This window comes from Rubrimonas cliftonensis (genome assembly GCF_900107585.1).
Lineage (GTDB): Bacteria > Pseudomonadota > Alphaproteobacteria > Rhodobacterales > Rhodobacteraceae > Rubrimonas > Rubrimonas cliftonensis.
Genome location: NZ_FNQM01000002.1, coordinates 318809 through 340538 on the forward strand (window position 1 = coordinate 318809; position 21730 = coordinate 340538).

20 protein-coding genes are annotated in these 21730 nt (G+C 71.5%); 9 read left to right on the plus strand and 11 right to left on the minus strand.

Annotation, left to right across the window (positions count from 1 at the left end; translation table 11 throughout):
• Positions 1-1194 carry an L-aspartate--glyoxylate aminotransferase BhcA gene (gene bhcA / locus BLW43_RS04180; RefSeq protein ID WP_093248761.1) on the minus strand — a complete coding sequence of 398 codons (1194 nt, stop codon included), beginning with the start codon at positions 1192-1194 and terminating at the stop codon, positions 1-3.
• A 241-nt stretch (positions 1195-1435) separates the two neighbouring features.
• Between bhcA and bhcR the strand changes: the two genes are divergently transcribed.
• From bhcR to BLW43_RS04195, 3 genes are all read left to right on the plus strand, one after another.
• Complete coding sequence (gene bhcR, locus BLW43_RS04185; protein WP_093248762.1) at positions 1436-2275, plus strand: HTH-type transcriptional regulator BhcR; 840 nt, start codon at positions 1436-1438, stop codon at positions 2273-2275.
• Positions 2272-2727, plus strand: coding sequence for a cell wall hydrolase (locus BLW43_RS04190; RefSeq protein WP_093248763.1), 456 nt, complete (start codon positions 2272-2274; stop codon positions 2725-2727). Before bhcR ends, BLW43_RS04190 begins: the two co-directional genes overlap by 4 nt.
• 189 nt (positions 2728-2916) lie before the next feature.
• Positions 2917-4386 (plus strand): NAD-dependent succinate-semialdehyde dehydrogenase, encoded by a 1470-nt coding sequence (locus BLW43_RS04195; RefSeq protein ID WP_093249956.1) that lies wholly within the window; start codon positions 2917-2919, stop codon positions 4384-4386.
• Positions 4387-4393: 7 nt separating this feature from the next.
• Here BLW43_RS04195 and BLW43_RS04200 read toward each other — a convergent pair whose 3' ends face one another.
• From BLW43_RS04200 to BLW43_RS04230, 7 genes are all read right to left on the minus strand, one after another.
• Positions 4394-5149: an SAM-dependent methyltransferase gene (locus BLW43_RS04200; protein ID WP_093248764.1), complete on the minus strand. Its 756-nt coding sequence runs from the start codon at positions 5147-5149 to the stop codon at positions 4394-4396.
• Positions 5146-6072, minus strand: coding sequence for a pseudouridine-5'-phosphate glycosidase (locus BLW43_RS04205; protein WP_093248767.1), 927 nt, complete (start codon positions 6070-6072; stop codon positions 5146-5148). Before BLW43_RS04205 ends, BLW43_RS04200 begins: the two co-directional genes overlap by 4 nt.
• Positions 6069-6935 (minus strand): PfkB family carbohydrate kinase, encoded by an 867-nt coding sequence (locus BLW43_RS04210; protein ID WP_093248771.1) that lies wholly within the window; start codon positions 6933-6935, stop codon positions 6069-6071. Before BLW43_RS04210 ends, BLW43_RS04205 begins: the two co-directional genes overlap by 4 nt.
• A gap of 59 nt (positions 6936-6994) precedes the next feature.
• Entirely contained in the window at positions 6995-7801 is an 807-nt protein-coding gene (locus BLW43_RS04215) for a substrate-binding domain-containing protein (protein ID WP_093248773.1), read from the minus strand.
• Between the two features lie 140 nt (positions 7802-7941).
• Entirely contained in the window at positions 7942-8598 is a 657-nt protein-coding gene (locus BLW43_RS04220) for an aspartate/glutamate racemase family protein (RefSeq protein WP_093248776.1), read from the minus strand.
• Positions 8595-10058 (minus strand): dihydropyrimidinase, encoded by a 1464-nt coding sequence (gene hydA, locus BLW43_RS04225; protein WP_093248786.1) that lies wholly within the window; start codon positions 10056-10058, stop codon positions 8595-8597. The genes BLW43_RS04220 and hydA overlap by 4 nt, the downstream gene beginning before the upstream one ends.
• Complete coding sequence (locus tag BLW43_RS04230) at positions 10055-10996, minus strand: dihydrodipicolinate synthase family protein (protein WP_093248790.1); 942 nt, start codon at positions 10994-10996, stop codon at positions 10055-10057. The genes hydA and BLW43_RS04230 overlap by 4 nt, the downstream gene beginning before the upstream one ends.
• Before the next feature lie 201 nt (positions 10997-11197).
• On the opposite strand from BLW43_RS04230, the gene BLW43_RS04235 reads away from it, so the two are divergent.
• The 3 genes from BLW43_RS04235 to BLW43_RS04245 all read left to right on the plus strand — a co-directional run bounded on the left by BLW43_RS04235 (position 11198) and on the right by BLW43_RS04245 (position 12579).
• Complete coding sequence (locus BLW43_RS04235) at positions 11198-11560, plus strand: response regulator (protein WP_175478752.1); 363 nt, start codon at positions 11198-11200, stop codon at positions 11558-11560.
• 81 nt (positions 11561-11641) lie between these two features.
• Entirely contained in the window at positions 11642-11995 is a 354-nt protein-coding gene (locus tag BLW43_RS04240; RefSeq protein ID WP_093248794.1) for a response regulator, read from the plus strand.
• Between the two features lie 296 nt (positions 11996-12291).
• Positions 12292-12579 carry a hypothetical protein gene (locus BLW43_RS04245; protein WP_093248795.1) on the plus strand — a complete coding sequence of 96 codons (288 nt, stop codon included), beginning with the start codon at positions 12292-12294 and terminating at the stop codon, positions 12577-12579.
• Positions 12580-12594: 15 nt separating this feature from the next.
• On the opposite strand, the gene BLW43_RS04250 is transcribed toward BLW43_RS04245, so the two are convergent.
• From BLW43_RS04250 to BLW43_RS04260, 3 genes are all read right to left on the minus strand, one after another.
• Positions 12595-13404, minus strand: a complete 810-nt coding sequence (locus BLW43_RS04250) for a transglutaminase-like domain-containing protein (protein WP_093248799.1) — start codon at positions 13402-13404, stop codon at positions 12595-12597.
• 157 nt (positions 13405-13561) lie between these two features.
• Complete coding sequence (locus BLW43_RS04255; protein ID WP_093248800.1) at positions 13562-14173, minus strand: flavin reductase family protein; 612 nt, start codon at positions 14171-14173, stop codon at positions 13562-13564.
• A gap of 68 nt (positions 14174-14241) precedes the next feature.
• The gene (locus BLW43_RS04260; protein ID WP_093248801.1) at positions 14242-15831 is read right to left on the minus strand and encodes a gamma-glutamyltransferase family protein; all 1590 of its coding nucleotides are present in this window, start codon (positions 15829-15831) and stop codon (positions 14242-14244) included.
• A 332-nt stretch (positions 15832-16163) separates the two neighbouring features.
• On the opposite strand from BLW43_RS04260, the gene BLW43_RS04265 reads away from it, so the two are divergent.
• The 3 genes from BLW43_RS04265 to xrtE all read left to right on the plus strand — a co-directional run bounded on the left by BLW43_RS04265 (position 16164) and on the right by xrtE (position 21720).
• Positions 16164-19700 (plus strand): SdrD B-like domain-containing protein, encoded by a 3537-nt coding sequence (locus BLW43_RS04265; protein WP_139283983.1) that lies wholly within the window; start codon positions 16164-16166, stop codon positions 19698-19700.
• Between the two features lie 111 nt (positions 19701-19811).
• The gene (locus tag BLW43_RS23380; RefSeq protein WP_175478753.1) at positions 19812-19979 is read left to right on the plus strand and encodes a hypothetical protein; all 168 of its coding nucleotides are present in this window, start codon (positions 19812-19814) and stop codon (positions 19977-19979) included.
• 94 nt (positions 19980-20073) lie between these two features.
• On the plus strand, positions 20074-21720 hold the full coding sequence (gene xrtE, locus BLW43_RS04270; protein ID WP_093248804.1) for an exosortase E/protease, VPEID-CTERM system: 1647 nt from the start codon (positions 20074-20076) through the stop codon (positions 21718-21720).
• Positions 21721-21730 lie beyond the last annotated feature (10 nt).

Below are 21730 nucleotides of genomic sequence, written 5' to 3' on the forward strand. Positions count from 1 at the left end.
TCAGGCCGCCTTCTGCTGGGGGACGCCGGCGGTGGTGCGGTAGTAGTCCTGCGCCGCGGCCACGCCCGCGCCAAGCGTTATCGGGTAGTTGAGATCGGCCATTGCCATTTCAACGGTGGCGATGCCCGAAAGCGCCATCGAGGGCGTCAGCGAGCCGAGATGGCCGATGCGGAAGGCGCGGCCGGCCATCTCGCCGAGGCCCACGCCGAAGGACATGCCGTAGGTCCTGAAGGCGTGGTTCACCAGCGCGTCGCTCTTGAAACCCTCGGGGACGTAGATCGCGCTCACCGTGTCGGAGCAGAGCTCGGGGCGGTTGGCGCAAAGCTTCATGCCCCAGGCGGCGACGGCGCGGCGCACGCCCTCGGCCATGCGGTGGTGACGGGCGAAGACGGCGTCGAGGCCCTCCTCGTCCAGCAGCATCTTCAGGCTTTCGCCAAGGCCGAACAGCAGCTGGAGCGGCGGCGTGTAGGGGTAGCCGCCCTTGGCGTTGGCCCCGATCATGTCGCGGAAGTCGAAATAGGCGCGCGGGCAGGCGGCCGTCTCCATCGCCTGCAGCGCCTTGCGGCTGACGCCGACGATGGCCATGCCGGTGTAGAGCATGAAGCCCTTCTGCGAGCCGGTCACCGCGAGGTCCACGCCCCACTCGTCCATGCGGAAGTCCATGGACGCGATGGAGCTGACGCCGTCGACGTAGAGCATCGCGGGGTGGCCCGCCGCGTCCATCGCGCGGCGCACCGCGGCGATGTCGCTGCGCACGCCGGTCGCGGTCTCGTTGTGGGTGGCGAGCACGGCCTTGATCGCGTGGCCCTTGTCGGCGGCCAGCGCCTCCTCGATGCGGTCGGCCGGCGCGCCCTCGCCCCAGGGGGTCTCGATCACCTGCACCGTGAGGCCGAGGCGCTGGCAGAGCTCGATCCAGCGGTGCGAGAACATGCCGTAGCGCGCCGCGAGCACGGTGTCGCCCGGCGAGAGCGTGTTGCTGACTGCAGCCTCCCAGCCGCCGGTGCCGCTGCCGGGGAAGGTCACGACCTCGGCCGTCTCGGTCTTGAGCACCTTCTTCAGCCCTGCGCGCACCGGCGTCAGCAGGTCCACGAAGTCGGGGGCGCGGTGGTCGAGCGTCTGCATGTTCATCGCATGGCGGAGACGATCGGGGATGTTGGTGGGGCCGGGAATGAAGACCGGATTCTGACCCTGCATGGCGCGTTCTCCCGTGGCGTGAGGCCCGTTTCTCGTGTGGCGCGATCAATGACGCGAATCGCGGCGGAGCGCAATTTTTCTGAGATTATTTTCCATAAAGCAGAAAATAACACCAAGTATCTGTTGTGGAATGGGTTTTATTTTTTCAGCGCAAGCTTGGGTGCATTGCGGAAGAATTTTTTGCGTTGCGTGCGCGGACGGTCCGCGTCAGGAGTTCGGCACTCGCTCCGGGGAGCACGCGATGAACATGACGGTCAAGAGGCCAAGGGGGCGGCCCCGCGGCGCGGATGCCGACCGCGGCGGCGCCGTGCAGTCGCTGGAGCGCGCGCTCGGCCTGCTGACCGCGCTGGCGCGGCAGGACAGCGCGACGCTGTCGGATCTCGCGCTGCGGACGGGAACGCCGCCCTCCACCGCGCACCGCCTGCTGACGACGATGGAGGCGAGCCGCTACGTCGCCTTCGACGAGGCGACGAACCTGTGGACCATCGGGGTCGAGGCGTTCCGCACCGGCAGCTCCTTCCTGCGCCAGACCCGCGTGGTGGACGCCGCGCGCGACGTGATGCGCGAACTGGTCGAGCTTACCGGGGAGACGGCGAACGTCGCGGTGCCCGATGGCGGCGAGGTCGTGTTCGTCAGCCAGGTCGAGACGAGCCACCCGATCCGGGCCTTCTTCGGCCCCGGTGCTCGGGCGCACATGCACGCCTCGGGCATCGGCAAGGCGCTGCTGGCGGCGATGGGCAGGGCGGAGGTGGAGCGTCGGCTGCAGAAGGTCGGGCTGCCGGAGTTCACGCCGAACACGCTCGCCTCGCCGGCGGCGCTGTTCGCCGATCTTGAGCGCATCCGCGGCCGCGGCTGGTCGCTCGACGACGAGGAGCGCAATCTGGGGATGCGCTGCGTGGCGGCGGCGATCCGCAACGCCCATGGCGAGGCGGTGGCGGGCGTCTCGATCTCGGGGCCCTGCGTGCGGCTGCCCCATGACAGGGTGGCGGAGGTCGGCCCGATGGTCCGGCGGGCCGCGGCGCGCATCACCGAGCGCATCGGCGGCGCGCAGCCCGACGAGTCTGCGGCGGCGGCGTCATGATCGCGCTCGCAAAGGCGGCGGCGATGGCCGTGGCGATGGCCGGCCAGCAGGCCGGGCTGCCCGACAGCGCCGCGGAGGCGCTGGGCTGCCTTGCGCTCAACGTCTATCATGAGGCGCGCAGCGAAGGCGCGATCGGGCGGCGGGCGGTCGCCCATGTCACGCTGAACCGGATGCGCGACCCGCGTTTCCCCGACGACGTCTGCGGGGTCGTCACCCAGAGCGCCGGGGGCTCATGCCAGTTCTCGTGGTGGTGCGACGGGCGCAGCGACGCGCCGCGGAACATGCAGGCCTTCGAACTCTCGGCGCGGGCGGCGGCGCGGGTCATGGCCGGGCAGATTGCGGACCCCACGGACGGCGCGCTCTATTTCCTGCCCAAACGCATGGGGCGGCCGGGCTGGACGCGCGACCTGCGCCAGACCGCGGTGATCGGCGAACACCGCTTCTTCGAGTGAGCGGCGGCGCCGCCGCGCGCCCCGAAGGCGGCCGGTCCGCGGCCTGACGCCGGGATCGCGCGTCGGCGTCGCGCGGCTGTGCGGGGGGGGGCGGCGGCGGCCTCCGCTGGACCTCGGGATCGATTCCTGCGAACCCTGCGTTTCAAGCCGACAGACCCGAAGGAGGAGCCGAGCATGGCGGCGCAGGACATGACATGGACTCGCGAGAACCCGCGCGGCTGGCGGGATTTCATGATCGAGCAGTGCCTCGTCGGCGACGCGTGGAGCGGCGCGGACGACGGCTCGACGCTCGACGTCAACGACCCCTCGACCGGAGACAGGCTGGGAACGGCGCCGAAGATGGGCCGCGCCGAGACCGCGCGCGCCGTCGACAGGGCTCAGCAGGCGTTCCGGACCTATTCGGCGATGCCGGCGGCCGAGCGCGGCGCGCTGATGATGAAGCTCCACGGCCTGATGATCGAGAACCAGGCCGCGCTCGGCGAGCTGCTGTGCCGCGAGATGGGCAAGCCGCTGGCGGAGGCGAAGGGCGAGATCGCCTATGGCGCGGCCTTCGTGAAGTGGTTCGCCGAGGAGGCGCGGCGCGTCTATGGCGACATGATCCCCTCGCCCTGGGCCGACAAGCGCATCATGGTCACGCACGCCCCGGTCGGCGTGGTCGGCGCCATCACCCCATGGAACTTCCCCAACGCCATGATCGCCCGCAAGCTCGGCGCGGCGCTGGGCGCGGGCTGCACGATGGTCTGCAAGCCGGCCTCCGCCACGCCCTATTCCGCCATCGCCATGGCGAAGCTGGTCGAGGAGGCCGGCTTCCCGGCGGGAACTTTCAGCGTGGTGACGGGCTCGGCGCGCGAGATCGCGGCGGAGCTTTGCGAGAACCCGCTGGTGCGCAAGATCACCTTCACCGGCTCGACCGAGGTGGGCAAGGAGCTCGCCTCCAACGCGCTCAGGCACATGAAGAAGGTGTCGATGGAGCTTGGCGGCAACGCGCCCTTCATCGTGTTCGACGACGCCGATCTCGACGCGGCGGTGGATGGCGCCATCGCGTCGAAGTTCCGCAACGCCGGGCAGACCTGCGTCTGCGCCAACCGCCTGTTCGTGCAGGCGGGCGTCCATGACGCCTTCGTGGAGAAGCTGGTCGCGGCAGTCGAGAAGCTCAAGGTCGGCCGCGGCTACGACGAGGGCGTGACGCAGGGCCCGCTGATCGACCGGGCGGCGGTCGAGAAGGTGCAGGAGCACGTCTCCGACATGGTCGCGGGCGGCGCGACGGTGCTGACAGGCGGCGAGGCGGCAGGCGGCACGTTCTACAGGCCGACCGTCGTGACCGGCGCCAGGCCCGGCATGAAGGTCTTCGCCGAGGAGACCTTCGGCCCCGTGGCCCCGGTGTTCCGCTTCTCGACGGAAGCCGAGGCCATCGCGATGGCCAACGACACGCCCTTCGGGCTGGCGAGCTACTTCTACACCCGCGATCTCGGCCGCGCCTTCCGCGTGATGGAGGCGCTGGAATACGGCATCGTCGGGGTGAACTCCGGCATCATCTCCACCGAGGTCGCGCCCTTCGGCGGCGTGAAGGACAGCGGCATGGGCTCTGAGGGCTCGAAGTACGGGCTCGACGACTACATGGTGCGCAAGTACGCGCTGATCGGCGGGCTGGCGGGCTGAGGCGCGGTCAGTCCGCGTCCAGCGCAAGATAGACGTAGCCCCAATCGGCGGAGGTGGCGCGAAAGAGCGCCATCTCCGCCCGCGTCTCAGCGATCACGGCTTTGAGCACCCCGTCGGCGCCGGGCTCGAGCGCGTCGCAGCGGGCGGCGAGCGGGTCGTAGTAGCTCGTCCACCAAACCTCCGGCGCGAGCCGCTCGGCGGCCTTGAGGCGCCAGCCGCCTGCCTCGGCCTTGGCGACGGCGTCGGAGATGGACCCCATCTCCGGATAGGCCTCCGCCCAGAACGCGGCGGCCTCCGGCGGGCGCCGCGCCCCGAACCACACGCACTCCGAGACGACGAGGCCACCGCCGGCCCTGACCAGCGGTCTCCACGCCTTCATCGCGGTGGCGAAGCCGACATTGTAGGCGGCGCCCTCGCTCACGATCAGGTCGAGCGCGCCGGGCGCGACCGGCGGCGCCAGCATGTCGCCCCGGTGCGGCGAGACCGCGCCGCGCGCGGGCGGCGCCTCCGCCAACCTTTCGGCGAGGCGCGCGACGAAGGGTTCCGCGAAATCGACCGCGAGAACGTCGGCTCCGTAGGCTTCGGCGAGGTGGAGCGCCGTCGCGCCCGAGCCGCAGCCGAGATCGGCCGCGCGCGTCGGCCCGGCGTAAGGCGCGAAGCCCAGCGCGGCGATCATCCGCTCCAGCGTCGCGACGTCCCCCGGCCCCTCCCGCGGCGCGCAGGCATGGAGCGCGATGAGCGCGGCGACGGCTTCGTCGGTCATGCGGTCTCTCCCGCGAGCGCGACGGCGATCTCGGCCGCGAGCCGCGCGTTGTTCAGGATCAGCGCGACATTGGCCTTCAGGCTGCGGCCGGCGGTCGCCTCCAGCATGTGCGCCAGCAGGAAGGGCGTGACGGCCTTGCCGGCGACGCCCTGCGCGGCGGCCGCGGCGACGGCGGCCGCGATCAGCGGCTCCAGCTCGGCGCGCGGGATCTCGTCGCCGGGCGGGATCGGGTTGGCCACGAGCTGGCCGCCGTCGAGGCCGAGCGCGGCGCGCATCCGGTGCGCGCGGGCGATCTCGGCGGCCCCGTCGAGCCTGAGCGGCGCTGGCAGGCCGCTCTCGCGCGACCAGAAGGCGGGGAAGGCGTCGGTGCGGTAGCCGATCACCGGCACGCCGCGCGTCTCCAGCGCCTCCAGCGTCTTGGGCAGGTCGAGGATGGCCTTCGCGCCGGCGCAGACCACCGTGACCGGCGTGCGCGCCAGCTCCTCGAGGTCGGCGGAGACGTCGAAGCTCGTCTCGGCGCCGCGGTGGACGCCGCCGACCCCGCCCGTGGCGAAGACGTCGATCCCCGCGAGGCGGGCGCAGATCATCGTCGCGGCGACGGTGGTGGAGCCGTCGCGGCCCTGCGCCAGCCGAACGGCGAGATCGGCGCGCGAGAGTTTTTCGGCGCCGTCCGCGCGCGCCAGCGCCTCAAGCTCCGCGGAGCCCAGCCCGATGCGGATGCGACCCGCCAGAACGGCGATGGTGGCCGGCGCGGCGCCGGCGTCGCGCACCGCCTGCTCCACGGCCCGCGCCGTCTCGAGGTTCCGCGGCCAGGGCAGCCCGTGGGTGATGATGGTGCTCTCCAGCGCGACGAGGGGCGCGCCCGCGGCGCGCGCGGCCGCGGCTTCCTCCCCCCAGCCCAGCGGCGCGGCGGGCGCGCTCATGCGGCGCGCGCGTGGGCGCCGGCGGCCGCAAGCCCTGCGGCGAGCGCGGCCTCCGGCGTCGCGCCGCGGAGCGCCGCGCCGGCATGGGCCGCAACGAGAGCGTCGCCGGCCCCGGTGACGGACCGCACCGGAGACGGGTCGGGCCGGGCCGTGACCACGCCGCGCCGGCCGGCGTCCGCGGCTGGCTGCACGCCGTTGGTCACGACGGCGCGGGCCGCGCCCCGCGCGCACAGCGCCTCGGCGGCGGCGCGCGCGGCGTTTAGCCCGGTGGCGCAGATCGCCTCAGCCTCGGCGCGGTTGCAGTAGATGGCGGCGAGTTCCGCGAGGACGGGGCGCAGCTTCACCGCCTTGGCCTCGGAGGTTGCGTCGGCGGCCAGCGGCGGCCGGCCCGGCGCCATCGCCAGCGCGCGGATCACGGCGGCCGAAGGGTTGGCGTCCGTCAGCCAGAGCGCGGCGGGGGCGAGCCGGTCGAGCGGCAGATGCGCCGGCGTCATCGCCTCCAGCGCCGCGGCGTCGGCGACGGCGGCGACCAGTTCGCCGTCCGCCCGCTCGATGGCGACATAGCGCCCGGTCCCGGCCCCGGCGTAGCGGATGACGCCGCCAGCGTTCACGCCCGCCGCCTCGATCCGGGCGAGCAGCGCGTCGCCGTCGTCGTCGTCGCCCACGGCGGAGACGAGAGAGACCGCGAAGCCCGCGGCGGCCAGCGCGCAGGCCACGTTCAGCGCCACGCCGCCGGGGCGAACGGTCACGACGCCCGGCGCGTCGGGGCCGCGGGGCGCCGCGCCGCGCGCGCCGGGGCGGGCGCGGGCGATCACGTCCCAGTGGGCCGCGCCGAAACAGATGATGTGAGGAGCGTTCTCCATGGTCGCGTAGGGTGGCGCCGCAGGCGCGAAGGAGCAAGCGGCGTCGTGGCCCGGGCGGGTCAGTTTGCGGCGGGCTCGACCGGGGCGACGGGCGCCTCGCCGCCGATGGTCCAGGCGGCCATCGCAACGGCGCCGTCGACGCTGCGCAGCCACTCGGCCAGCTTCTGCGCCGTGGCGGTGTCCGCCGCCGGGCAGCGGCGTGGCGCCACCGGCGCCAGCTGGTGGGTGACGGCGAGCATCGGATGACCTTCGTTCAGGATCGCGAGGCCCTCGCGCGCCGGGCTCGCGGCGAAGACGCCGCGCTCCACGAGGGCGTAGCCGCCCGCCGAGGCGGCCGCGGCGATCGCGGCGTCGGGGTCGGCGGCCTCGCGCCACCAGTCGCCCCGGCCCGGTCGCGGGTCGATGGCCGCTTCGCGCCAGATCTGCATTTCGAGGGCTTGCGTCTGGGCGAAGGTGAACACCGGCGCGTCGCGCGCGGCGATGGCCTCATAGGCGCGCGCCGGCGTCGAGGCGTTGGCCACGCCGGCCGGGTCGGCCTTCGGACCCACGATGACGTGATCGGTGCGGAACACGGGGATGCGCGCGGTCCCGTCGCCTTCCGCCACCAGCCCGTCCGCGAGCGCCTCGGAGGGCAGCAGGGCCGCGTCCGCCTCGCAGTTCTGCACGGCGAGGATCGCGGCGCCGGGGCTGCGCTCGATGACCGTGATCGACCCGCCCGAGACCTCCGAGAAGGTCGTCGAGGCGAAGTCGAGGAAGTCGGCTGCGGGCGAGGGGCCGTCAGCCCCGACGACCACGGTGAAGGCGGCGGCGGGCAGCGCCGAGAGCGTGGCGGCGAGGCCGGCGGCAAGGACGTGCGAAGGGGTCATGGGCTCATGCTTCCATTGCGCTTGGGCGAGGAGATGGCGCCGTCGAGGCCGGAGCGCGGCGCCGCCGGGACGCGCGGCCGAAACGCGCGTCGGCGCGGATCGGTTGCGCGACCTGCGCGAGACCTGCAGCGCAACGGGGCTCAGGCGAGCACGGCGCCGAGCGCCATCGCGACGGCGGCCTGCGTCGGGTCGATCACGGGCGCGCCGAGCGCGTCGGCCAGCCGCGCGCGCTGGGGCGCCATGCCGGCGCAGCCGAGGATGATCGCGCCCGCGCCGTCGCCGACCAGCGCGCGGCCGACCCGCTCCAGCGCCGCGAAGGCGGCGTCGCCGCCGCTGTCGGCGACGCTGACCCCGAGCGCCCGCTCGCCGGCCAGCCGCTCGAGCACGCCCATCCGGCGCATCGAGCGCAGGTGCCGGCCGATGGAGGCCTCGCTGATCGCGACGACGCCGAACCGGTCGGCGCGCGCCATGGCGCTCAGCACGCCGGCCTCCTGGATGCCGAAGACCGGCGCGGGCGTGAGCGTGCGGCAGAGGTCGAGCCCGGGGTCGGAGTAGCACGCGATGACGAAGGCGCCGGCGTCGGGGCGGCGCTCGACGAGGCGGCCGAGCGGCAGCACCACCGCCTCGGCGTCGCGCTGGCTCTCGACGCCGAACGGCCCCTCGGCGAGCGTCAGGCACTCGATCGCGGGGCCGCCGGGGAACCGGAAAACCGCCAGTGCGGCGTCGATGCCGGCGGTGACGGCCGTGTTGGAGTTCGGGTTGACGACGACGATGGGGCGGGGGGCGGGGCCGCTCATGGCATGATCTCCGCGCCGAAGTTTCGCGCCGGGTCCATCTCCGGCGGACGGGTTCCAGGAATGCCGGTCATGTCGGCGCGGGCGCGCGCGACGTAGCGGCCCGAGCCGCGCTCGGCGACGAGCGCGCCGCCTTCCACGATGCGGCGGCCCCGCGAGAGCAGCGTCACGGGCCAGCCGGTCAGCGCCATGCCCTCGAAGGGCGTGTAGTCCATCGCGTCATGCTGGTCGGCGGCGGTGACGGTGCGCTTCAGCCCGGCGTCCCACAGCGCGATGTCGGCGTCGCCGCCGATGCGGATCGAGCCCTTGTCCGTGAGCCCGTAGAGCTTCGCCGCGTTGGTCGCCGACAGCGCGGCGAACTGGGGCAGGGTGATGCGGCCCTTGTTCACGCCCTCGGAGAACAGCAGCGGCAGGCGGAGCGCGATGCCCGGCATGCCGTTGGCGATCTGCTTGAAGCTGGCGTCCGGCCCCTTCGCGAGCTTGCCGGAGGCGTCGAAGCGATAGGGCGCGTGGTCGGAGGACCAGAGCGTGAAGGTTCCCGTCTGCAGGTGGCGCCACAGGATCTCCTGCGTGGCGACGTCGCGCACCGGCGGCGAGCACATGAACTTCGCGCCCTCCATGCCGGGGCGGTCGAGGTCGTCGCGCGTGAGAAAGAAGTATTGCGGGCAGGTCTCCCCGAAGATCCTGGCGCCCTCGGCGCGGGCCTCGCGCACCAGCTTCGCGCCGCCCTCGGTGGAGACGTGGACGATCACCAGCGGCGTATCCACCAGCCGGGCGAGGCAGATCGCGCGGTGGATCGCCTCGACCTCCGCCAACTCGGGATGCGAGGGGGCGTGGTAGCGCGGCGCGGCATGGCCGGCGGCGAGCAGGCGCTCGCTCATCCAGCCGATCATCGCATTGTTCTCGGCGTGGACCATGGTGACGGCGCCGTGGGTCTTGGCCACGGTGAGGATGTCGAGGAACTGCCGGTCCTCGATCTTCATCAGCTCGTAGGTGACGAACACCTTGAAGCTGGTCACGCCGCGGGCGAAGGCGGCGGGAAGCTCCTCGGCGAGAACCTTCTCGGTCGGGTCCGCGACGATCAGGTGATAGCCGTAGTCCAGCACCGAGTTGGGCGCGGCGCGGCCGTCATAGAGGTCGAGCGTCTCGATCACGCCCATGCCGCGATGCTGGGCCGCGAAGGGCACGATGCAGGAATTGCCGCCGAAGGCCGCCGAGACCGAGCCGGTGAAATAGTCGTCGGCGGTCATCACGCCCGACGCGCTCTCCTGCGCGATGTGGCAGTGCGCCTCGACGCCGCCGGGCATGACCAGAAGGCCGCTCGCGTCGATCTCGTCGTCGGCGCGCAGGTCTTCGGCCAGCGCGACGATGCGCCCCTCCCGCACGCCGACATCGGCGCGGAACACGTCCGACGCGGTGACGACGGTTCCGCCGCGGATGGCGAGGTCCAGCGCGCCGCTCACGCCGCCAGCCTTTCCCCGAGCGCCGCGACCCGCGCCTCGGTGCGGGCGATCAGGCGGTCGAGCTCCGCGAGGTCGGCGGCGGTCAGCTTCGGCCCCGGCGCGCGCACGGCGCTGGAGGCGATGGCGCCGCGGCGGCGCAGCACCTCCTTGCGGATGGCCAGCCCAAGCCCCGGCTGCTGCTCGTGGCGGATGAGCGGCAGCCAGGCGTCGAACAGGTCCTCGGCGCCGTCGACGTCGCCCTTGAGGTGGCGGTGGACGACGCCGACCAGCATCTCGGGATAGGCGAAGCCGGTCATCGCGCCGTCCGCGCCGCGCTGCATCTCCTGCGCCAGATAGAGCCCGCCATTGCCGCACAGGATGCTCATGCGCGGCGAGCCCTGCGCCTCGGCCGCCCGCACCGCCGACAGCTTGTTGAGGCCCGGGCAGTCCTCGTGCTTCAGCATGACGATCTGCGGGTGGTCGCGCGTCAGCTTCAGGATCGTCGCGGGGGAGACCTTCACGCCGGTCAGCTGCGGGTAGTCCTGGAAGCACACCGGGATGTCGGGGCCGAGCGCCTTGCAGACGGCGGCGTAGTAGCCCGCGACGGTGTCCTCGGTGGAGAGCGAGGGCGGCGGCGCGACCATCACGCCGGCCGCGCCCTTGTCCATCGCGAATTGCGAGAGACCGGCCAGCGCACCCATGCCCGCCGCCGAGACGCCCGCGATCACCGGCAGCGAACCGGCGCGCCCGATGAAGCGCCCGAGCGCGGCGCGCGCCTCGTCGGGGGCGAGCTTCGGGGCCTCGCCCATCACGCCGAGCACCGTCATGCCGTCGACGCCGCGCGCGGCGTAGTAGTCCACCAGGCTGTCGATGGAGGCGAGGTCGAGCGCGCCGTCATCGGCGAAGGGCGTGGCGGCGATGACGTAGACGCCGCTGGTGTGGCGATCGATCAGGGGCATGGGGCGCGGCTCTCCGGGCGAGGTGCGGACGACGCAGCCTAGCCGGCCCCGCGGCGTTGCGCGAGAGGCCGCCGCGGCGCGATCCGCCGCCGCCCGGCGTCGCCACGGCGCCAGCCGGTCCGCCCGAACCGCGCCGACATTCGTCGTCGCTCCGCGCAGCGTTTCATGCTTGAGTTGGGCCCGGGTTCGGGAGTGCGCGCCGTGAGTGAGAAACGCAGGGTTGCCATTGTCGAGAATGATGTTCTGCTGGCCTATTTCCTGCGGGAGATCGTCGAGCTCGATCTCGGCGCGGAGGTCGTCGGCGTCGCCCATACGGCCGACGAGGCCTCCGCGATGCTTGAGCGCCAGCGGCCGGACTGGGTGCTGATCGAGCTGCGCCTCGGCGGCGCGCGGGACGGCGTGGACGTCTCGATCGACTATCTGCGCCTGAAGCCGGACGGCCGGATCATCTTCATCACCGCGTCGAGCGAGCCCGGGGTCATGAGGCGGATCGGGGAGGACCACGCCTATCGCGTGCTGACCAAGCCGATCGATCCGACCAGCCTCATCGCCGCCTTCGACTAGCCGCGCCTCGCCGGCGCCGCGGATCGCCGGGCGGCGGGTGCGCTTTCGGAACCTTTTGCGCCCTGCGGGCCTTTCCCTGCCATGAAGATCATGGTTGTCGAGGACGATGCGCTGCTGGCGGAACATGTCTGCCAGCTGCTTCGCGAAGCGGGTTTCGAGCCGGTCGGGCCGTTCGCGACGGCGGCGAGCGCGCTGGAGGAGGCGCGGCGGCTCGACGCGGCGGGGGCGGTCATCGACTATGACCTCGGATCGGAGGCGTCCGGCGCCGAGGTGGCGCGGCTGCTCTGCGCGCTCGACCTGCCGGTGCTGTTCGTCACGGGCGTTCCCAGGGCCACGATCCCGACCGAGCTGCGGGCGTGCTCGTTCCTCGCCAAGCCCTTCAGCGAGCAGGATTTCGAGCGGATGGCGCTGGCCGTCTTCACGGCGCGAAGCTGAGCGGCGCGGGCTCGCGCGCGACAGGCGGGCGCGGCGCTTGACGGGCGGCGCGACGGGTGGCGCGGGGTTTCGGAGGCGCCGCGTTGAACCATCTGCGCGTGCTGCGCGAGAGCGTGGCCGACGAGAGCATCGACCCATTCTATCTCGATCCGCCCTTCAACTCCAACGCCAGCTAGAACGTGCTGTTCAAGGCGCCGGACGGCGTGCAGTCGGGCGCGCAGATCGAGGCGTTCGGCGACAGCTGGGCATGAGGCCTGACGGCGGAGGAGGCCTTCGACGAGGTCAAGGGCGGCGGCGTGAAGGACGAGCAGATCCGGTCGCTGATCGGCGCCATGGACCGGATGAAGGCGCCCATGGGCCTGTTCGTCACCCTCAACGAGCCGTCGAAGCCGATGCTCGCCACCGCCGCCGCGGCGGGGTTCTGGGAGACGGACTGGGGGCCGGTCCCCCGCGTGCAGATCGTCACCGTCGAGCAGCTGCTGACCAGCCCGGCGCCGCCCTACCGCATCCCCATGGCGCGCAGCGACACCCATCGCAGGGCCGCGCGGGAGACGCGCGACACCCAGGGCAGGCTCGACATCTGAGCCGCGCGGCCCGCCTCAGCCCCGCAGCTCGTCGATCCACACCTGGAAGCCGGTCAGCTCATGGCGGCCGAAGCTGTGCGTCAGCGGCACGTCCGCCGCGTCGCGCCCGCGCGCGATCAGCACGCGGCCGTAGCGCAGGTCGTTGTTGCGCGGGTCGAAGGTCCACCAGCGCCCGCCGAGATAGACGTCCATCCACGCCGCGAAGTCCATCGGCCCGAAGGGCGGCTGCTGGCCGATGTCGCTGACATAGCCGGTGCAGTAGCGCGCGGGGATGTTCAGCGCGCGGCAGAGCGCCACGGCGAGATGCGTGAAGTCGCGGCAGACCCCCACGCCCTCGCGCAGCGTCTCCGCCGCGGTGCGCGTGGGCCGCGAGTGCTCGTAGCCGAAGCGGACATGGCCGTGGACGAAGTCGCACACCGCCTGCACCCGCGCCCATCCCAGCGGCGCGGCGCCGAAGGTGCTCCAGGCGAAATCCGACAGCAGGTCGCTCTCGCAGTAGCGGCTCGGCAGCAGGAAGCCCAGCGCATCGGCGGGAAGCTGCTCGACGGGGTGCTGGACGGCGTCGAGGCCCACGGGGTCGGACAGGCCCGCGTCGCGCAGGACGCCCTCGGTCGACACCGTGAAGGCCCCCGCCGGGGCGACGAGCCGGGTGCACCAGTTGCCGAAGCCGTCGCGGTAGCTCTCGATCGGCGTCGCCGGGTCGGTGACGAGCAGATCGGGCCGCTCAAGGTCGCTCGCGCGCGAATAGTGCACGCTGAGCAGCAGGATCATCGGCGTCGGCGCGGGGAGGCTGTAGCTCAGCCGGCAGCCCAGTCTGATGCGCATGGGGATCCTTCGCGTGGGGGCGCGTCCGGCCGCCCTGACGGCGGGCCTCGCCTCACCTTGGCAGGCCCGCCCTGCGTTGTCGACGTCGCCGGGCGCGTCGCCGCAGCCCGGGGCGGAGAGGTTCCGGCGCCGACGGCTCGGCGTCGGGCTGTCGCGGTCAGGGCCTCGGGGCCGGGATGACGCGCGGCTCGATCTCCTCCACGCGCCCGTAGCGGTCCGCGAACAGGCGGGCCACCGGGTAGTCGCCGCCCCAGTCGACGCGCAGCGTCTCGGGGTCGACCAGCCCCTCGCGGGCGTGCAGCGCGACGGCCTCGCCCACCAGCAGCGCGCGGTTGGGGCCAAAGGCCAGCGAGACGATCCGGCGGCACTCCAGCGAGACCGGCGCGGCGGCGAGGCGCGGCGGCGCGACCTTGGCGCTGGGCGCCGTCTCCAGCCCCAGCGCCTCGGGCTCGCCGCGCTCGGGCGGATAGGCGGCGGCGGTGGCCACCATCGCCTCGGTCAGCGCCGGCGTCGCGAGGTTCACGACGAACTCGCCGGTGCGCTCGATGTTGCGCGTGGTGTCCTTCGGCGTCCCGTCGGGCTTGTGCTGGAGGCCGAGCACGATCAGCGCCGGCGTCTCGCCGAAGACGTTGAAGAAGGAGTAGGGGGCGGCGTTGACCACGCCCTCCGGCGAGACGGTCGTGACCCAGGCCACCGGGCGGGGGATCACCACCGCCGCCAGCAGCTTGTAGCGGTCTTGCGCGGGCAGGGCGTCGAGGTCGACCTGCATCAGCGCGGCGCTCCGTAGGCCGCCGCGGCGGCGCGGGTGGTGCTTGCGGTCATGGCGATACTCCCGGGTCAGAAGCCCGCCGCGCAGCCGTCCTTGCGGGGGTCGGAGCCGGCGACGTAGCCGCCGCCGTCGAGGCGGCGGATGATCTGCGCGCCGCCGAAACCGAAGGCGAGGTCGGGCTGCTCGACGGAAAGGCGGTGGCCCATGGCGACGAGGGCGGCGCGCGTCGCCTCGGGCGTCGCCGCCTCCACCGCGACGTCGAGGTTTGAGACCGCGCGCCAGCGCGGCGCGTCGGCGGCGGTCTGCGGGTCCTGCCCCCAGAGCTCCATGCGCAGCGTCATCTGAACATGGCCCTGCGCCTGCATCGGTCCGCCCATGACGCCGAACACCGCGAGCGGCGCGCCGCCCCTCATGAGAAAGCCGGGAATGATGGTGTGGAACGGCCGCTTGGAGGGGCCGACGCGGTTGGGATGGCCCTCGCGCGTCGTGAAGCCGGCGCCACGGTTCTGCAGCGAGATCCCTGTCCCCGGCACGACGACGCCCGAGCCGAAGCCGGCGTAGTTCGACTGGATGAAGGAGACCATCATCCCCTCCGCGTCCGCCGCGCACAGATAGACCGTGCCGCCGTGCTTCGGCGCGCCGGAGGCGAAGTCCTGCGCGCGCCCGGGGTCGATCAGCGCGGCCCGCTCGGCGAGATAGGCGGGCGAGAGCAGGTCCTCCGCCGTGACGCCGGTCATGTGCGCGGGGTCGGCCACCCAGGCCTCGGCGTCGCGCAGCGCGAGCTTGATCGCCTCGATCTGCAGGTGCAGCGCGCGCGGCTCGTCGGGGTCGAGGTCGCGCACGCCCGTGTGCGCCAGCATCCCCAGCGCCATGCAGGCGACGATCCCCTGCCCGTTGGGCGGGATCTCATGGAGCGAGACGTCGTCGAAACCGGCCGAGATGGGCTCAACCCAGTCGGCGCGGTGGGCGGCGAGGTCGGCCTCGGTCATCGCGGCGCCGTGCTCGGCGGCGAAGGCGGCGATGCGGGCGGCGAGCGGGCCGCGGTAGAAGCTTTCGGCGCGCGTCTCGGCGATCTCGGCCAGCGTGGCGGCCATGGCGGGGCAGGCGAAGCGCTCGCCGATGGCGGGCGCGCGGCCGCCGGGCATGAAGGCTTCCGCGAAGCCCGGCTGATCCTTCAGCTCCGCGGCGCCGCGCCCCCACAGCGAGCCGATGGCCGGCGACACGAGGTAGCCGCGCTCGGCGTAGGCGATCGCGGGCGCGAACAGGTCGGCGAAGGGCAGCCGGCCGAACTTCTCCGACATCGCGGCCCAGGCGCTGGGCGCGCCGGGAACCGTGACGCTCTCCCAGCCTCGGAAGGGCGCGCCGTCGGCGAAGCGGTCGGGGCTCCACGCCGCCGGCGAGCGGCCGGAGGCGTTGAGCCCGTGCAGCGCCGCGCCGTCCCACACCAGCGCGAAGGCGTCGGAGCCGATCCCGTTGCCGGTCGGCTCCAGCACGGTGAGGGCGATGGCCGTCGCCAGCGCCGCGTCCGCCGCATTGCCGCCGCGCGCCAGCATCGCGAGCCCGGCCTGCGCGGCCAGCGGCTGCGATGCGGCGACGACGTTCTCCGCGAACACTGGCGAGCGCCGCGAGGCGTAGGGCGTGATGTGGGCGAAGCGCATGGTCTCTCCGGCGTGGTCTGGCGGCTGATCCCACAGGAAGCAGCCTGCGGCGCGGGCGGGGCATCTCCGAATCGGCGCGAATCTGCCGGGCTTGTCAATGCCGCCGCCTACCCCGCAGTCGCTTAAAGCGTGTGTGAATAAGGGAATATGTTCACTTTCGGTTGTCGCCGAAATGGCCAATTAACATTTTGGTATCGTGAATTAAGATTCTACTTGCGTGCGGTCTGCTCTCATTTTACGCAAAATCACGAAATGTTGCTTCCTGTGTGACCGCTGCGCCCAAGGCGCGATGGCCGCGTTCGGGAATTGTGGCGATATCGAGGGGGCTGGGCTTGACATATTATTCCGGGGCGTCGCTTAAGGGTCGTCTGTTCGTTGACGGCGATGGCGACAACACTGAGTGGAACAGCGAGACGAACGTGTGGGAGGCCGGTTTCGCGGGCGTTCCCGTCAGTCTTGTCAACGCTCATGGCGCAGTGGTCGCGACCGTCCACACGAACCAGCACGGCTGGTACGAGTTCACGGGCGTCTGGCCGGGCGACTACCGGGTGCAGTTCCCCGAGATCGACGGCTACGAGTACGCCAAGAAGGACGTCGGCCACTACGGCTCGGATTCCGACGCGAACTCCAATGGCCTCACCGATCCGATCAAGATCAACTGGGGCGACCGAATCTGCGAGGTCGACGCAGGCCTCCAGCCCGTTCAGCCCGTCGATGATTGCGTCGTGACCGAGACGCTGCTCCACGAGAACTTCAACGCCGTCAGCGATCCCGACGACAGCGCCTTCATCAAGTCTGACGGCGGCTGGCAGGTCAGGCACGGTCAACTCTACACGGACGGCTGCAACGACGGCTATCTCACCTTCGAGAAGGTGCAGCTCGACGGGCATTCCTCCAGCCTGCTCACCTTTGACATCAAGACGCCGAACACCCATCCGTTCGAGGCGGATGACCGCTTCGAGGTGCAGATCTCCATCGACGGCGGCGCCTTCGTCACGCTCGACAGCTTCGTTGTCGACCATCACCGCGGCGTTTTCGTCGGCAGCGCCAGCGGCCAGACCTTCGGCGAGAGCTTCACGACGCTGAGCTACCTCAGCGAGAACCTGCCCGCCGGCGCAGGCTCCATACAGCTGCGCTTCCTCAACCACAGCAGCTGGTCCGACGAGATCTTCAAGATCGACAACGTCAAGCTGACGGCCGACAAGAAGATCTGCGAGGACTGCCCCGAGGACGCGACCAAAGTCGATTTCAACGATCTGACCAAGGGCACGATCGTCTCCGAGCAGTACGAGGGCGTCACCATCTCCGCCTTCGCCAACGGCGCCGGCAACAAGATCGTCGTCGAAGCCGAGCACATGGGCGAGTGGGGCTTCAGGAGCACCGACGGCGCCAACGCCTCGGGCGGCAAGTTCGAGAAGCTGAGCGGCCACGATGGCAAGCTCTACGCCAACTTCGACGGCCCGACTGGCGAGTACGACGTCACCATCCGCGCGCAGGACGAGAACGACGGCCAGAGCGAGCTCTACCTCGTCGTCGGCGACGACGTGCGCAAGATCGTGCTCGACCGCGACACCGACGGCGTCGGCTCCGACCATGCAGGCTTCAGCGACTTCACGATCAAGGATGTCCACATCGCCAGGGGGCAGCACTACTACGTCTATGCGAAGCGGGACGGCGACGAGTTCGTCCGCATCGACAAGCTGACTTTCGAGAGCGTCGCGCCGACCGAGAACCGCGCGATGATCTTCGACACCGACCACATCACCGGCGGCGACCACGATCTCGCCAACGGCGACCGCAAGGTGCTGATCATCTCCGAGGACGGCGACAGCTCCGACCCCGACGACAACGCGCAGGGCGGCCAGTTCCACCTCGATTTCGACGTTCCCTCCGACGTCGCCAGCTTCAAGCTCATCGACAGCGAGGAAGGCGGCACGGTCATCGCCTACGACGCCGACGGCGTTCAGATTGGCGACGTCATCCAGCTGCCGAAGCTCGCCGACGGCTCCGTGGCCACCGTGACGGTGGACCGCGAGGGCGTCTCCAAGCTCGTGATCACGCTGAACGGCTCGGGCGCAATCGACGACCTGTGCTTCAAGGGCGATGAGCAGCCCGCGCCCGGTTCGCTCTCGGGCCGCTACTTCTGCGACAGCAACGACAACGACCTGGATGACGGCGACGCCGTTGATCCGGCGGTCGCGGGCGTTCAGGTCGAACTGCTCGACGCGGCCGGCAACGGCACCGGGATCATCACGACGACCGCCGCTGACGGGACCTACTCCTTCACCGGCCTGCGTCCCGGCTCCTACGGCGTGAAGTTCACCGACCCCAACGGCGTGCTGGCGGGCAAGGTCCTGGTGACGCCGAACGTGGGCGACGACGCCACCGACAGCGACGCGATCGGCGACACGACGCTGTCGACGATCACCGGGATCGAGGTCGTCACCGGCGAGGACACGCCCGACAACGACGCGGGCGCGGAGTATCTGCCCGGTTCGCTCTCGGGCCGCTACTTCTGCGACAGCAACGACAACGACCTGGATGACGGCGACGCCGTTGATCCGGCGGTCGCGGGCGTTCAGGTCGAACTGCTCGACGCGGCCGGCAACGGCACCGGGATCATCACGACGACCGCCGCTGACGGGACCTACTCCTTCACCGGCCTGCGTCCCGGCTCCTACGGCGTGAAGTTCACCGACCCCAACGGCGTGCTGGCGGGCAAGGTCCTGGTGACGCCGAACGTGGGCGACGACGCCACCGACAGCGACGCGATCGGCGACACGACGCTGTCGACGATCACCGGGATCGAGGTCGTCACCGGCGAGGACACGCCCGACAACGACGCGGGCGCGGAGCAGCCCAACACCCCGCCGACCGCCGACGACGAGATGGCGAAGCTCTGCGCGAACACCCTGCTGTCGATCGACGTGCTCGACGGCGACCAGGACATGGACGGCGACGACCTCTCGATCACCGCGGTGAACGGCGAGGCCATCGTCGAGGGCGGCTCGGTGACGCTCGACAGCGGCGCGGTGGTGCGGCTGGAGAACGGCCGGCTGGTCTATGACCTGACGGGGACGGATGATTTCGACCAACTGCCGGTCGGCACGCAGGACAGCGACAGCTTCGTCTATACGGTCTCGGACGACGAGCTGACCGCCGAGGGCGCCGTAAACGTCACGGTGTGCGGCGACTTCAACACGTTGGAGACGATCGAAGCCGCCCTTGGCCAGGTCGGCCTGGTTCACGCGCTGGTCTTCGAGGACACTTCCGTCGGCGGATCGATCTACGATCTTGCGATCACGTCGGTCGAGTTCCCGGACAGCCAGCTGGGCGAGGTTCTGGCCAATCTGCCGCTCATCGATCAGGCGTACTGCCTGTCGGTGGCCACCTCGATAGACTTCGCCCCGACGGTTACAGAATTCACCGTGTCGCTGCTGGACGCCGACAGCTATCTCTCGGCGACCGTGGGCACGACGCCGTTCCCGACGTCCGACGGGGGGTTCAATCCGCAGAACGTCGACAACGTGAACTGGCTTCTGAACGAGGCGGAGGCGCTGCTCGCCGAGGGGTTCACGCAGGGCAACATCCAGCGCGCCATCTGGAACCTGCTCGACGGCGGGCCCGACAGTGTGCTGAACGGCAGCGTTGCGAACAACGGGTTCAACGCCAACCCCGAGTTCAGCTCCTTCGCCGACGCCTTCGAACTGACGGAGCGTGCGCTGGCTAATGACGGCTTCGTTGCTGGAGAGGGTGACATGGTGGGCCTGCTGCTGGACCCGGTCGAGAGCGGCGTGCAGCCCTTCGTCATCGCCGTCGAGTTCGACGCGCTGACGGCCGACTGCCTCTGCGAGAACATGTTCATCTGAGTCACGTCAGGGCCGCCGTGCGGCGGCCCTGACTGAGACGGTCAGTCACGCGGCGGCTGATCGTTGGCCCGCAACGCCGCAAGAGTCGTTGAACCCGAACTGGAGCGTTCCATGAAGACCATCATCACGATCACCACTCTGTTCGCCGCGACCGCCGCCAACGCGTCCGGGATCACAGACGACTTCGTCGTCCCCGAGATCGACGCGCTGGCCGGCGTCGCCGCCCTCGCCGTCGTCGGCGCCTCGGTCGCGCTCGTGCGCGAGCGCATGAAGCGCTGACCCGACGCTAGAAGACTGAAACCGCCGGCGAATTTTTCGCCGGCGGTTTCCGCGCGACCTGCTGCTGGCGCGCGCCGCTTGCAGGGGACACGCCATGGCCAAGACGGATGATGCTCAGGCGGGGTCGCGCCGCATGTTCGGACCGCATGCGGCGATCGCGGTGGCGGCTCTGGTCGCTCTGGAAATCCTGCTGATCGCCGTTCTCTTCAAGAACGCGTTTGATTTCGAATGCCGCGCCATGGCGCCGGCGGCGCTCTGCGCTGGGCTTGCGCTGCTCCCGGTGCGGGCGATGGTGGCGGGCGCGCTCGCCATAATGGCGCTGTGGCCCGATCGCGCGGCGCTGGCGGTGCAGGCCCGGCCAGCCCCGCACGGCTCCTGGATCGCCGTCAACCTTGCTGGCTTCGTCGCGATCCTGGCGCCATGGTTCTTTCTGTCGGACACAGCCGGTCCAGCCATTTTCGGCCTCGCCCTCGCACTCTGGCTCGGCGGAGCGCTGGCCGCGTCGGCGGGCGCCCTGCTGGCCGCCGCCCCGGCGCCGGCCCTTGCGCAGGCGGCGCAGCTCGGCGGCTGGCGGTTGGCGGCGGCTTGCGCGCTCGGTCTCGCCACGCCTGAGCTGGCGACGCTGGCGCAGAATTTCTGGAAGGTCGAAGCGTTGGCCGCGGTCACCTTCGAGGCGGCCCGCGCGCTGCTGTCGCTCTTCGCTGACGACATCGTGAGCGATCCGTCGCAGGTGCTGCTCGGCGTGCCCGAGTTCCGCGTCCTGGTCGGCCCGCAATGTTCGGGGATAGAGGGCTTCGCGCTCATCACGGGTTTCATGGCGTTCTATCTGTGGCTGTTCCGGGACCGGCTGCGCTTTCCCAACGCGCTGGCGCTCATCCCCGTCGGCCTCGCGCTCAGCTGGGCGCTGAACGTGGTGCGGATCACCGTGCTGATCCTGATCGGCGCCAACGTCTCGCCCGATCTCGCCGTAAACGGCTTCCACAGCCATGCGGGGTGGCTGATGTTCACGCTACTGTCGCTGTCGCTGGCGGCCGCCGCCCATGCGTCGCCCTGGCTGCGGCGCGCGCCCGCCGGCGCCGCGCCGACGTCAGCCGGGCCGTTCGCGCCGCCGCCGCCGCTGCTGCAGGACTGGAACGTGGCGCGGCTCGCGCCGTTCATCGTTTTCATGGCGACGGCGCTGCTGGCTTCCACCCTTTTCGAGGTTCCGGCCGTCGCCTATCCGCTGCGGTTCATCGCGATGCTCGCGGCGCTCGCCGCATTCTGGCCGCTGCTCGCGCGGCTCGACTGGTCGCCCCATGCGGCGCCGGTCGCGGCCGGGCTCGCGATCGCGGTCCTCTGGATCGCCACCGATGCGCCCGCGGCGCCGGGCGGCCCGCTCGAAACCGCATTGGCCGCGATGCCGGCCTGGTTCTTCGCCGTCTGGGCGCTCTCGCGGGTGCTCGGCACGGCGCTGCTGGTGCCCGTCATCGAGGAGCTCGTGTTCCGCAGCTACCTGATTGAAAAGATCGCGCCCGCCGGTCGCGCCGGCGGCGGCGCCCGGCTTGCGCTCGCCGTCGTGGTGAGCACGGCGCTGTTCGCCGCCCTCCATGACCGATGGATCGCCGCAGCGGCTGCTGGCGCGGTCTTCGCCGCGTGCGCCCTCTGGCGCGGGCGCATCGCCGACGCCGTCTGGTGCCACGTCGCCGCAAACGCGACGATCGCCGCTTGGGCGCTCGCGCTGGGACGCTGGTCGGTGATCTGACGCAGCGCCC